We start from the raw sequence: 12801 nt of genomic DNA, 5'->3' as shown, positions 1-12801 counted from the left end.
TGTGTATAAGAGACAGGCGGTGGACCGGGTGATCGGCGGTCCGCGCCGTAAGAGCCGGATCATCAGCGAGCACGAGAAGAAGATCACCGCCTACCACGAGGGCGGACACACCTTGGCGGCCTGGGCGATGCCCGACATCGACCCGGTCTACAAGGTGACGATCCTGGCTCGCGGCCGCACCGGCGGGCACGCGGTGGCCGTGCCCGAGGAAGACAAGGGACTGCGCACTCGCTCGGAGATGATCGCCCAGCTGGTCTTCGCCATGGGCGGGCGCGCCGCCGAGGAACTGGTGTTCCGTGAGCCGACCACCGGTGCGGTCTCCGACATCGAGAAGGCCACCGCGGTGGCACGCGCCATGGTCACCGAGTACGGCATGAGTGCGAAGCTCGGTGCGGTTCGCTACGGCACCGACCACGGCGACCCCTTCGTCGGGCGTGCGATGGGCAGCCAGGCCGACTACTCCCACGAAGTGGCCCGCGACATCGACGACGAGGTCCGCAAACTGATCGAGGCCGCGCACACCGAGGCCTGGGAGATCCTGTCCGCATACCGTGACGTCCTCGACGTGCTCGCCGGCGAGCTGTTGGAGAAGGAGACGCTGCACCGCGCCGACCTGGAGAAGATCTTCGGCGACGTGACCAAGCGGCCCCGGCTGACGGCGTTCGACGACTTCGGTGGGCGAGTTCCATCCGACAAGCCGCCGATCAAGACCCCCGGTGAACTGGCCATCGAGCGGGGCGAGCCGTGGCCGCAGCCGAAGCCGGAGCCGGCGTTCAAGGCCGCCATCGCTCAGGCGTCGCGGGAGGCGGCGGCCCGGGCGGGTGAAAACGGCCCCAACGGCAGCAACGGTGTACCCGCCGGCGGTGAGGCGGGCACCCAGCCCGACTACGGCGCCCCGGCGGGCTGGCGCGCACCCGGTTGGCCGCCCTCGCAGCAGCAGGCGCAGCCCCCGCAACAGGGCGGCTACTGGTACCCGCCCCAGCACTGGCCGCAGGGTGGTTACCCGCCCGCCCAGCACTACCCGCCCTATCAGCACCAGCCTCAGCCGTACCCCGGCGCGGGCCAGCCGCCGGCACCGCCGGCACCGTCCGGTGAGGCAGACGGTGGTCACGGCACGGAGAACAACCGGTCCGAGCAGCCGTCGGGTGACTGAGAAAGCGGGGTCGACGATGACGTCGGCAATCTTCGATCAAGCGCGGGCCGAGGCCGCCGTGCGCGAGCTGCTGCTCGCCGTCGGCGAAGACCCCGACCGGGCGGGTCTACTCGACACCCCGGCGCGGGTCGCACGGGCCTATCAGGAGATGTTCGCCGGGCTCTACACCGACCCGGACGCGGTGCTGGAGACCACCTTCGACGAGCAGCACGAAGAGCTGGTGATCGTCAAAGAGATCCCGCTCTACTCCACCTGCGAGCACCACCTGGTGGCCTTTCACGGTGTCGCGCACGTCGGCTACATCCCCGGCTACGACGGCCGGATCACCGGTCTGTCCAAGCTGGCGCGGGTGGTCGACCTCTATGCGAAGCGCCCGCAGGTGCAGGAGCGGTTGACCGCGCAGGTCGCCGACGCCCTGATGCGCAAACTCAATCCGCGCGGAGTCATCGTGGTGGTCGAGGCCGAGCATCTCTGCATGGCAATGCGCGGAGTGCGTAAGCCCGGCGCGATCACCACCACGTCGGCGGTGCGCGGGCAGTTCAAAACCGACAGCACGTCGCGCGCTGAGGCCCTGGAACTCATTCGGCGCAAGTGAGCCCGACACGCGTGCTGGTCGTCGGGGTGGTCAACGTCACCGCCGATTCGTTCTCCGACGGCGGGCGCTACCTCAACGTCGATCGCGCCGTTGAGCACGGTCGCGAGCTCGCGGGCCAGGGTGCGGCGATCATCGACGTGGGGGGCGAATCGACCCGGCCGGGCGCGGTGCGCAGCGACCCGCGGGCGGAAGCGCGGCGAGTCATTCCAGTGGTGAAAGAACTTGCCGACCAAGGTATTACGGTCAGCATTGACACGATGAACGCCGCCGTCGCTGAAGCCGCGCTGGACGCCGGTGCCACGATCGTCAACGATGTGTCCGGCGGAGCGGCGGACCCCGCCATGGCTCCGCTGCTGGCCTCTTCGGGTGCCCGATGGGTGCTGATGCACTGGCGGCCGGTCGATCCCGACAATCCGCATCGGGTGCCGTGCTACGGCGACATCGCCGCCGAGGTTCGCCGGGATCTGCTCACCGCCGTCGACGCGGCGGTAGCCGCCGGTGTGGACCCAGCGCGGTTGATCATCGATCCCGGTCTGGGCTTCGCCAAGACCGCGCAACACAATTGGGCCCTGCTGCATGCGTTGCCGCAATTGGTCGACCTCGGCATGCCGGTGCTGGTCGGCGCGTCACGCAAGCGGTTTCTCGGTACGCTGCTGGCGAGCGCGGACGGCATGCCGCGGTCGCCCGACGAGCGCGAAACGGCGACCGCGGTGATATCGGCGTTGTCCGCGCTGCACGGCGCCTGGGGCGTGCGGGTGCACGATGTGCGGGCCTCGGTCGACGCGCTACGAGTCCTGGAAGCCTGGAGTCAAGGAGGCGCAAGCGATGACTGATCGGATCGAGTTGCGCGGCTTGAAGGTTCGCGGCAACCATGGGGTTTTCGCGCACGAGCGTGCCGACGGCCAGGACTTCGTCGTCGACATCACGGTCTGGATGGACCTCGCCGCCGCGGCGGCCAGCGACGACTTGGCCGACACCTACGACTACGGACAGCTCGCACAGCGCGCCGCGGATATCGTCGCGGGCCCGGCTCGCGATCTCATCGAGACCGTCGCCGCCGAGATCGCTGAGGAGGTGATGGGCGACGCGCGAGTGCAGGCCGTGGAGGTGACGCTGCACAAGCCGCACGCCCCGATCCCGCTCACCTTCGCCGACGTCGCGGTGGTGGCGCGGCGTTCGCGCACCGACCGGCGCGGCAAGGTGGTGCCGGCATGAGTCGCGCGGTTCTGTCGGTGGGATCCAACCTGGGGGACCGGTTGGCCCTGCTGCAGTCGGCAGTCGATGGCCTGGGCCCCGGGGTGCGCGCGGTATCGGGGGTGTACGAGACCGAAGCGTGGGGCGGAGTCGAACAGGGACCCTTCCTCAACGCCGTGCTGATCGTCGACGACCCCGCTGCCGACGGCGACGCCTGGCTGCGCCGAGCACATGAACTGGAGCAGGCCGCCGAACGCGTGCGCACTCAGCGCTGGGGGCCGCGGACCCTGGACGTCGACGTGATCAGCTGCCACGACCTGCAGGGGACGGAGGTGCTGTCCGACGACGACCGGCTGACCCTGCCCCATCCCCGAGCCCACCTGCGGGCGTTCGTACTGGTTCCCTGGCTATCGATCGAGCCGGAGGCGCGACTGACCGTAGCCGGCCGGCCGCGTGCGGTGACAGATCTGCTCGACGAGCTGGAGCCGGCGGAGCGTGCCGGAGTGGCGCTGACCGATTTGGTGCTGACGCTCTGATGGGCCCGACTCGAAAACGTGACGTGGCAGCCGCGGCGGCCGCGGTGGCCCTCATCAGCTATCTGGCGGTCCCATTGCTGTACCGATGGTTCCCGCCCATCACCGTGTGGACCGGGATATCGCTGCTGGCGGTCGCGATCGCCGAGGTGGCCTGGGGCCGCTACGTCGGGGCGAAGATCGACGACGGGCAGATCGGCGCCGGGGCCGGGCGGCTGCATCCGCTCGCGGTGGCGCGCACCGTGGTGGTTGCCAAGGCGTCGGCCTGGATGGGGGCGCTGGTGCTGGGCTTCTGGCTGGGTGTGCTCGGCTATCTGCTGCCGCGCCGGCCCACGCTGCAGGTCGCGGCCCAAGACACCGGCGGCGCAGTGGTCGCCGCGGCCAGTGCGCTGGCTCTGCTCATCGCCGCGCTGTGGCTGCAGAACCGCTGCAAGTCGCCGCACGATCCGGGCCAGCCCACCGAGCTGACCGGAAATCAACCCGGGTGAGAATCGCCGGAGCGGGGCGACACGCGGATTGACCTCGTACAGGTACAGTCGGGCAATGCGCGCCAGCAACGGTACGGGACATAGCGGCGAGGAGGGTGCGCCTCCCGCTTGCGGGGGAGAGCGGCGCAGATGAATTCGGTCCTGTCCCGCGCCCCGGGTCGGCGTGGAGTTCGCAGGCCGGGTTGGACATTGATGACGGCGCTGTTGATCCTCGCGATCGCCGCGAGTTCGGCGCTGGTGTTCACCAGTCGGGTGGAACTGCTCAAACTCGCCGTCATCATCGCGCTGTGGGCCGCGGTCGCGGCGGCGTTCGTCTCGGTGATCTACCGGCGGCAAAGCGATGTGGACCAGGCTCGGGCCCGAGACCTGAAGCTGGTCTACGACCTCCAACTGGATCGGGAGATTTCCGCACGGCGCGAATACGAGCTGACGGTGGAGTCCCAGCTGCGCCGCGAACTGGCCTCCGAACTGCGGGCACAGGCCGCCGACGAGGTCGCCGCATTGCGCGCCGAGTTGTCCGCCCTGCGCACCAACCTCGAGATCCTCTTCGACGCCGACCTGAACCATCGCCCGGCCCTCGAGCCCGAGCGCACCCCGGTCCGGGCCTACAGCGACTGGGCGCGCTCTGCTGAGCAACCCAACACCGGCGCCACCCGGGTCGCGTCGTCGACCGCCACGAGCTACCCGCCAGACTCGGTCACCCAGACCGCGGAGAACCCGATCATCGACGTTCCCGAAGTGCGGATTCCGCCCGCCGGGAGTCCCTCGCCCCAGGCGCCGCCGACACCGCAGGCGCCGCATGCCGAGGGCCGTCGCGGTTCGCATCGCCGCAGCGCCGAGCCGCCCCGGCGGGCCCCCGAGGAGAACCCGCAGCCGCAACCGGCGGCCGCTCGCTGGGCGCAGCCGCCGCAGCCCTTCAGCGCGCCCGAACCGCGCCGCGAGCCGGAGCCGCCGCAGCCACCACCGGCTTCGCCGCCTCCTCCCTGGGCCGCGGCGCCGAGCCCGTCCTGGAAACCCGTTGGCGCCGAGGGCGAATGGCTTCCGCCGGGCGCACCGGGCAGCCACTGGTCCGCGGATGTTCCGGCGGATGCCGGGCGGCACGGCGTCCCCGAGCCGGGCCCCGAAGCGCCGAGCCGCCACGGTCGCCACTCCGGACCGGCCGAATCGGCCGCAGGTCCGGTGAACGGATCCGAACAGGCACGCCCCGAGGGAGGGGGTCGCCGGCGGGCGCGTTCTCGGCACGCGGCGGAGCCGGCCGGCGACCAGGTCCAGTCGACGCCGATCAGCCCGGCCCCACCGATAGTCACCGAACCGGCGGCGCAGGAGCCGGCAGCGCCGGCCCACGCCCGTTCGGACGCGGCCCGGCATTCCGCCGGCGCCGACGGGAGCGGCGACGGCCCCAGCACCGGCGGTCAGTCGGTGGCTGAACTGCTGGCCCGACTGCAGCCCGCCCCGACCGAAGGCCGTCGGCGGCGCCGCCGCGAGGACTGATCCGGGCTCAACTGCGACCAACGTCACTCGCAGCGCCGGGGCCGATCGGGATAGACTCACCGGCGACCGTCCGGTACCCGCAACGCGGGACTGGAACGAAAATCAAGAGAACCTGTGAGGTCGTCTGCATGGCGCAGTTCGACGGACTGCGGCCCGCCCGGCTCAAGGTCGGCGTCATCTCGGCCGGCCGCGTCGGCACCGCACTCGGTGTTGCGCTCGAGCGCGCCGAGCATGTCGTGGTGGCGTGCAGTGCGATCTCCGAGGAGTCGCGGCAGCGCGCCCAGCGCCGGCTGCCCGACAGCCTGATCCTGCCGGCACCCGATGTCGCCGCGGACGCGGAACTGCTGCTGCTCGCCGTCCCCGACACCGAGCTGGCCGGCATCGTGTCCGGTCTGGCTGCCACGGGCGCGGTGCGCGCCGGCACCATCGTGGTGCACACCTCCGGGGCCATCGGGGTCAGCGTGCTTGCGCCGCTGGGCGAGCAGGGGTGCCTGCCGCTGGCCATCCATCCCGCGATGACCTTCACCGGCTCGGATGAGGACATCGACCGGTTGTCGGAGAGCTGTTTCGGTATCACCGCTGCCGACGAGATCGGCTTCGCCATTGCCGAGGCACTGACCCTTGAGATCGGCGCTGAGCCGTTCCGGGTCGAGGAATCCGCCCGCACCCTCTACCATGCCGCGCTCTGCCACGGCGGAAACCACGTGGTCACCGTGATCGACGATGCCCTGGCGGCGTTGCGCGCGGCATTGCCGAGACGGCTCGGCTCGACCGTGGCCGACGACCCCGACGGCATCGCCGAGCGGGTGCTCGGACCGCTGGTGCGCGCCGCGCTGGCCAACACCCTGCGGGACGGCCGGGCCGCGCTGACCGGGCCGGTGGCCCGCGGCGACTCGGCCACCTTGGACCGGCACCTGCGGGCACTGGCCGCCGTGAGCCCCGACCTGGCCGAGGCCTATCGCACCAACGCACTGCGCACCGCGCACCGCGCCGGTGCCGCCGACGATGTGCTGGAGGTGCTGGCCCGATGAGCTCGAACACTGGCCGGGGCCCGCAGCCCACCTTCACCGCCGGCGGGTTCAACGTCTATGAGCGGCCTGACGATATCGCCCGGGTCAGCCGCGCGCTGCGGTCGACCGGTCGCCGGGTGATGTTGGTGCCCACCATGGGCGCCCTGCACGAAGGTCACTTGTCGCTGGTTCGCGCGGCGCAGCGGGTGCCGGGTTCAGTGGTCGCGGTGTCGATCTTCGTCAACCCGCTGCAGTTCGGTGCCGGAGAAGACCTCGACGCCTACCCGCGCACCCTGGACAGCGACCTGGCCGCGCTGCGCGCCGCCGGGGTGGACCTGGTTTTCACGCCGACTGCCGCGGCCATGTACCCGAACGGTCCGCGCACCGCCGTGCACCCGGGACCGCTGGGCGCCGAACTCGAAGGGGCCGCGCGCCCGACGCACTTCGCCGGCATGCTCACCGTGGTCGCCAAATTGCTGTCGATCGTCAACCCTGACCGGGTGTTCTTGGGGGAGAAGGACTATCAACAGCTGGTTCTGGTGCGCCAGATGGTCACCGACCTCAACCTTGGCGTGACGGTGGTGGGCGTTCCCACCGTGCGCGAAGCCGACGGTCTGGCGATGTCGTCGCGCAACCGCTACCTCGATCCCGCGCAGCGCGAAGCCGCGACGGCCCTGTCGGCCGCCCTGGCTGCCGGTGAGCGCGCGGCTGCGGCCGGCGCCCAAGCCGCCCTGGACGCCGCCGCCGCGGTGTTGTCCGCGGTGGGGGACGTCGACGTCGACTATCTGGAGGTTCGCGGCGTCGACCTCGGCCCGGCGCCCGCCGACGGGTCCGGCCGGCTGTTGATCGCCGCCCGGGTGGGCGCCACCCGACTGCTCGACAACGCGGCGATCACGCTGGGAGCTCCCGCCGACGCCGAGGTGGCTTTAGCCGGTTCGGAGGCCGGTTCAGATGGATATCACGTCTCAACCCGGAGGAATTGATGTTTCGGACGATGCTCAAGTCGAAGATTCACCGTGCCACGGTCACTCATGCTGACCTGCACTATGTCGGCTCGGTGACCATCGATGCGGATCTGATGGACGCCGCGGACCTGCTCGAGGGTGAGCAGGTCACAATCGTCGACATCGACAACGGTGCCCGACTGGTCACCTACGCCATCACCGGCGAGCGGGGCAGTGGTGTCATCGGGATCAACGGTGCGGCAGCGCATCTGGTGCACCCCGGGGACCTGGTCATCCTGATCGCCTACGGCACCATGGAGGATGCCGAGGCGCGCCGCTACCGGCCCCGGATCGTGTTCGTCGACGCCGACAACAAGCAGGTGGACCTCGGTGACGACCCGGCCTTCGTGCCCGATGACGTCTCGGATCTGCTCTCGCCCAGAAGCGTGCACTAACCGTGCTGCTGGCGATCGACGTCCGCAACACCCACACCGTCATCGGCCTGATCTCCGGTTCCGGTGACAACGCAAACGTTGTGCAGCAGTGGCGGATTCGGACCGAGGCGGAGATCACCGCCGACGAGCTGGCACTGACCCTGGATGGACTCATCGGCGACGACGGCGAACAACTCACCGGTGCCGCCGCGCTGTCCACCGTCCCGTCGGTACTACACGAAGTTCGGCTGATGCTCGACCAGTACTGGCCGTCGGTGCCAGCCGTGTTGATCGAGCCCGGCGTGCGCACCGGGATTCCGCTGCTGGTGGACAACCCCAAAGAAGTGGGGGCTGACCGGATCGTCAACGGGCTGGCCGCGTTTCACAAGTTCAAGACGGCGGCGATCGTCGTCGACTTCGGTTCGTCGATCTGCGTCGACGTGGTATCGGCCAAGGGGGAGTTCCTGGGCGGTGCCATCGCGCCCGGCGTCCAGATCTCCTCGGACGCCGCCGCTGCCCGCTCCGCCGGCCTGCGCCGGGTCGAGCTCACCCGGCCCCGCTCGGTGATCGGCAAGAACACCGTCGAATGCATGCAGGCCGGCGCGGTCTACGGGTTCGCCGGGCTGGTCGACGGTCTGGTTCGCCGGGTTCGCGAGGAGGCGGCGGGCGCCGGCGATGACGTGACCGTGGTGGCCACCGGCCACTCCGCACCGCTGTTGCTGGCCGATCTGCAGACCGTCGACCATCACGACGCCAATCTCACCCTGGACGGGCTGCGGCTGGTGTTCGAGCGCAACCGGGACAGTCAGCGGGGCAGGCTCCGCCCGGCGCGCTGAGCGCCGCCCGGCTTTTCGTTCTGTAGCCCCTGTTCCTCTAAGCTGGCGGGTCGTGAGCTCCGCCGACGTTTCCCCCGCCACGCAGGACGAATCCGACCTCCCTGAGCAGTTCCGGATCCGCCGCGACAAGCGGGCTCGGTTGCTGGCCGAAGGCCGCGACCCCTACCCCGTGGCGGTGGACCGCACCCACTCGCTCGCCCAGATCCGGGCCGCTTACCCCGACCTGGTTGCCGACACCGCCACCGGTGACGTCGTCGGCGTCGCGGGGCGGGTGGTGTTCGCTCGCAACTCGGGCAAATTGTGCTTCGCCACCCTGCAGGAGGGCGACGGCACCCAGCTTCAGGTGATGATCAGCCTCGCCAGTGTCGGGGAGCAGGAGCTTGAGGCGTGGAAGGCCGATGTCGACCTCGGTGACATCGTCTACGTGCGCGGCGAGGTGATCAGCTCCCGCCGCGGCGAGTTGTCGGTGTTGGCCGATTCCTGGCAGATGGCCTCCAAGTCATTGCGTCCGCTGCCGGTAGCCCACAAGGAGATGAGCGAGGAGTCGCGCGTTCGACAGCGCTACGTCGACCTGATCGTGCGGCCGGAGGCGCGTACGGTGGCCCGCCAGCGCATTGCGGTCATTCGCGCCGTGCGAAACGCGCTTGAGCGTCGCGGGTTTCTCGAGGTCGAAACGCCGATGCTGCAGACGTTGGCCGGTGGAGCGGCCGCCCGTCCTTTCGTAACCCATTCGAACGCCCTTGACGCGGACCTTTTCCTGAGAATCGCACCAGAACTGTTCCTGAAACGGTGCGTGGTCGGCGGGTTCGACCGGGTCTTCGAACTGAATCGGGTCTTCCGGAATGAAGGCGCCGATTCCACGCATTCGCCGGAGTTTTCGATGCTGGAGACCTACCAGGCCTACGGCACCTATGACGACTCGGCAGTGGCTACCCGCGAGATTATTCAAGAGGTCGCCGATGAGGTGATCGGAACCCGGCAACTGCCGCTGCCTGATGGCAGCATCTATGACATTGACGGCGAATGGGCGACGGTGGAAATGTATCCGTCGCTGTCGGCCGCGCTCGCCGAAGAGATCACCCCCGCGACCTCGGTGGCCGACCTGTGGGCTATCGCGGATCGACTCGGCGTGGAGATTCCCAAAGACCGCGGTTACGGTCACGGCAAACTCGTCGAAGAACTCTGGGAACATGCTGTCGGTCAGGATCTGAACGCCCCGACATTTGTTCGGGATTTCCCCGTCGAGACGACGCCGCTGACCCGCCAGCACCGCAGCATCGAAGGTGTCACCGAGAAGTGGGATCTCTATATGCGCGGCGTCGAACTTGCTACCGGATATTCCGAGCTCATCGACCCGGTGGTGCAGCGCGACCGCTTCGCCGAACAGGCCCGTGCGGCAGCTGCGGGTGATGACGAGGCGATGGCGCTCGACGAGGACTTCCTGGCGGCGATGGAACATGCGATGCCGCCCTGCACAGGTACCGGAATGGGTATCGACCGCCTGTTGATGGTTTTGACGGGTCTATCAATTAGAGACACCGTTTTGTTTCCGATTGTTCGCCGTCAAGGCAACTGAACTGCGCCGTAGCCTGTTGTGTTGAAGCAGGCGTATTTTTATGGCAGATTAGTCGGCGAGGTCGAATACGGCTGGCGCACCGATTGCGCGCACGAAAGCTAACCAAGGGGTACCAATGGCGAAAAAAGTGACCGTCACCTTGATCGATGATTTCGATGGTGAGGGTGCCGCCGACGAAACGGTCGAATTCGGCCTGGACGGGGTGACCTACGAGATCGACCTTTCGAGCAAGAATGCTACAAAACTTCGTGCCGAACTGAAGAAGTGGGCTGACGCGGGTCGTCGGGTCGGAGGGCGCCGGCGTGGCCGCTCCGGTGGCGGTCGCCGTGGAACCATTGACCGCGAACAGAGCGCCGCCATCCGCGAATGGGCCCGCCGTAACGGACACAATGTGTCGACCCGCGGGCGCATCCCGGCCGACATCATCGACGCGTTTCACGCCGCCACCTAGGCCTACTGGAACCAGCTAGGTTTCGCTGCTGGCGAACCTAGCGCCCGTCGGAACACATTCGGTGGGTCCAGACGTTGGTCCCTTGCATCCGGTGCCAGGTCTTTCGGGACGGGCCATCGGATGGTCGATTCAGTACGCACTGCAAGGCAGGTCACAGCGCGCTGCGCCGCCCACTAGAGTGGACAGCAGGCACGCCGGCCGAGCCGAGGCCGATCAAGTGCCGATCGCGAGGGAGAGCAGGTAGCCACCGATGTTCGAGAGATTTACCGACCGCGCCCGCAGGGTCGTCGTCCTGGCTCAAGAAGAGGCCCGGATGCTCAACCACAACTACATCGGGACCGAGCACATCCTGCTGGGCCTGATCCACGAGGGCGAAGGTGTAGCCGCCAAGTCGCTGGAGTCCCTGGGCATCTCTTTGGAAGGGGTGCGCAGCCAGGTCGAGGAGATCATCGGCCAGGGCCAGCAGGCGCCGTCCGGGCACATCCCGTTCACCCCGCGTGCCAAGAAGGTGCTCGAGCTGAGCCTGCGTGAGGCGCTGCAGCTCGGCCACAACTACATCGGCACCGAGCACATTCTGCTCGGCCTGATCCGCGAGGGTGAGGGCGTCGCCGCCCAGGTTCTGGTGAAGCTGGGTGCTGACCTGACCCGGGTTCGCCAGCAGGTGATTCAGCTGCTGAGTGGCTACCAGGGCAAGGAGACCGCGGAGGCCGGTACCGGGGGACGGGGCGGCGAGTCCGGTTCCCCGTCCACCTCGCTGGTGCTCGACCAGTTCGGTCGCAACCTGACGGCGGCCGCCATGGAGGGCAAGCTCGACCCCGTCATCGGCCGCGAGAAGGAAATCGAGCGGGTCATGCAGGTGTTGAGCCGGCGCACCAAGAACAACCCGGTGCTGATCGGTGAGCCCGGAGTCGGCAAGACCGCTGTGGTCGAGGGTCTGGCGCAGGCCATCGTGGCCGGCGAGGTCCCCGAGACGCTGAAGGACAAGCAGCTCTACACCCTGGATCTGGGGTCGCTGGTGGCCGGCAGCCGTTACCGCGGTGACTTCGAGGAGCGCCTGAAGAAGGTGCTCAAAGAGATCAACACCCGCGGCGACATCATCCTGTTCATCGACGAGTTGCACACCCTGGTGGGTGCCGGAGCGGCCGAGGGCGCGATCGACGCGGCCTCGATCCTCAAGCCGAAGCTGGCTCGCGGTGAACTGCAGACCATCGGCGCCACGACTCTCGACGAGTACCGCAAGTACATCGAGAAGGACGCCGCCCTGGAGCGCCGGTTCCAGCCGGTGCAGGTCGGTGAACCCACCGTCGAGCACACCATAGAGATCCTCAAGGGTCTGCGGGACCGCTACGAGGCCCACCACCGGGTCTCGATCAGCGACTCGGCGATCGTGGCGGCGGCCACCCTGGCCGACCGCTACATCAACGACCGGTTCCTGCCGGACAAGGCGATCGACCTGATCGACGAGGCCGGCGCCCGGATGCGAATCCGCCGGATGACCGCGCCGCCGGACCTGCGTGAGTTCGACGAGAAGATCGCCGACGCACGCCGCGAGAAGGAGTCCGCGATCGACGCGCAGGACTTCGAGAAGGCGGCCAGCCTGCGCGACCGGGAGAAGCAGCTCGTCGCGCAGCGCGCCGAGCGGGAAAAGCAGTGGCGCTCCGGGGATCTGGACGTGGTGGCCGAGGTCGACGATGAGCAGATCGCCGAGGTGCTGGGCAACTGGACCGGTATCCCGGTGTTCAAGCTCACCGAGGCCGAGACCACTCGCCTGCTGCGGATGGAAGACGAGCTGCACAAGCGGATCATCGGCCAGGGGGACGCCGTCAAGGCGGTCTCGAGGGCGATCCGGCGTACCCGCGCCGGGCTGAAGGACCCCAAGCGGCCGTCGGGCTCGTTCATCTTCGCCGGCCCGTCGGGTGTCGGTAAGACCGAGCTGTCCAAGGCGCTGGCCGAGTTCCTGTTCGGGGACGACGACGCGCTCATCCAGATCGACATGGGTGAGTTCCACGATCGATTCACCGCTTCGCGGCTCTTCGGTGCCCCTCCGGGCTATGTCGGCTACGAAGAGGGCGGTCTGTCTCTTATACACATCTGAC

At 68.7% G+C, this 12801-nt stretch carries 12 protein-coding genes and 2 pseudogenes; all 14 read left to right on the top strand.

The features are described from left to right. Window positions 1-1153 (top strand): annotated as a pseudogene (locus tag LI94_RS17060) (cell division protein FtsH); the annotation flags it as partial. Window positions 1154-1169: 16 nt separating this feature from the next. Beyond that, on the top strand, window positions 1170-1748 hold the full coding sequence (gene folE / locus LI94_RS17055; RefSeq protein WP_036457797.1) for a GTP cyclohydrolase I FolE: 579 nt from the start codon (window positions 1170-1172) through the stop codon (window positions 1746-1748). After that, the gene (folP, locus tag LI94_RS17050) at window positions 1745-2581 is read left to right on the top strand and encodes a dihydropteroate synthase (RefSeq protein WP_024442356.1); all 837 of its coding nucleotides are present in this window, start codon (window positions 1745-1747) and stop codon (window positions 2579-2581) included. Before folE ends, folP begins: the two co-directional genes overlap by 4 nt. Continuing rightward, a complete protein-coding gene (gene folB, locus LI94_RS17045; RefSeq protein WP_024442357.1) occupies window positions 2574-2963 on the top strand; it encodes a dihydroneopterin aldolase in 390 nt (129 codons plus the stop codon). The genes folP and folB overlap by 8 nt, the downstream gene beginning before the upstream one ends. Continuing rightward, entirely contained in the window at window positions 2960-3478 is a 519-nt protein-coding gene (folK, locus tag LI94_RS17040) for a 2-amino-4-hydroxy-6-hydroxymethyldihydropteridine diphosphokinase (protein ID WP_024442358.1), read from the top strand. Before folB ends, folK begins: the two co-directional genes overlap by 4 nt. Continuing rightward, window positions 3478-3963 (top strand): DUF3180 domain-containing protein, encoded by a 486-nt coding sequence (locus LI94_RS17035; RefSeq protein WP_024442359.1) that lies wholly within the window; start codon window positions 3478-3480, stop codon window positions 3961-3963. The genes folK and LI94_RS17035 overlap by 1 nt, the downstream gene beginning before the upstream one ends. Before the next feature lie 192 nt (window positions 3964-4155). After that, entirely contained in the window at window positions 4156-5454 is a 1299-nt protein-coding gene (locus LI94_RS17030; protein ID WP_239651257.1) for a DUF6779 domain-containing protein, read from the top strand. Window positions 5455-5582: 128 nt separating this feature from the next. Then, window positions 5583-6485 carry a DUF2520 domain-containing protein gene (locus LI94_RS17025; RefSeq protein WP_046301922.1) on the top strand — a complete coding sequence of 301 codons (903 nt, stop codon included), beginning with the start codon at window positions 5583-5585 and terminating at the stop codon, window positions 6483-6485. Continuing rightward, window positions 6482-7447, top strand: coding sequence for a pantoate--beta-alanine ligase (panC, locus tag LI94_RS17020; RefSeq protein WP_046301921.1), 966 nt, complete (start codon window positions 6482-6484; stop codon window positions 7445-7447). The genes LI94_RS17025 and panC overlap by 4 nt, the downstream gene beginning before the upstream one ends. After that, complete coding sequence (gene panD / locus LI94_RS17015) at window positions 7447-7863, top strand: aspartate 1-decarboxylase (RefSeq protein WP_046301920.1); 417 nt, start codon at window positions 7447-7449, stop codon at window positions 7861-7863. The genes panC and panD overlap by 1 nt, the downstream gene beginning before the upstream one ends. Before the next feature lie 2 nt (window positions 7864-7865). Then, window positions 7866-8678, top strand: coding sequence for a type III pantothenate kinase (locus tag LI94_RS17010; protein WP_024442364.1), 813 nt, complete (start codon window positions 7866-7868; stop codon window positions 8676-8678). A 52-nt stretch (window positions 8679-8730) separates the two neighbouring features. Then, entirely contained in the window at window positions 8731-10254 is a 1524-nt protein-coding gene (gene lysS / locus LI94_RS17005) for a lysine--tRNA ligase (RefSeq protein ID WP_046301919.1), read from the top strand. Window positions 10255-10369: 115 nt separating this feature from the next. Continuing rightward, window positions 10370-10705, top strand: coding sequence for a histone-like nucleoid-structuring protein Lsr2 (gene lsr2, locus LI94_RS17000; protein WP_024442366.1), 336 nt, complete (start codon window positions 10370-10372; stop codon window positions 10703-10705). Window positions 10706-10955: 250 nt separating this feature from the next. Next, a pseudogene (gene clpC1, locus LI94_RS16995) lies at window positions 10956-12779 on the top strand (ATP-dependent protease ATP-binding subunit ClpC); the annotation flags it as partial. Between the last annotated feature and the right edge of the window lie 22 nt (window positions 12780-12801).

Origin of the sequence: Mycobacterium sp. UM_Kg27 (assembly GCF_000972905.1) — a bacterium.
Lineage (GTDB): Bacteria > Actinomycetota > Actinomycetes > Mycobacteriales > Mycobacteriaceae > Mycobacterium.
This window is presented reverse-complemented; position numbering and strand designations above follow the sequence as displayed.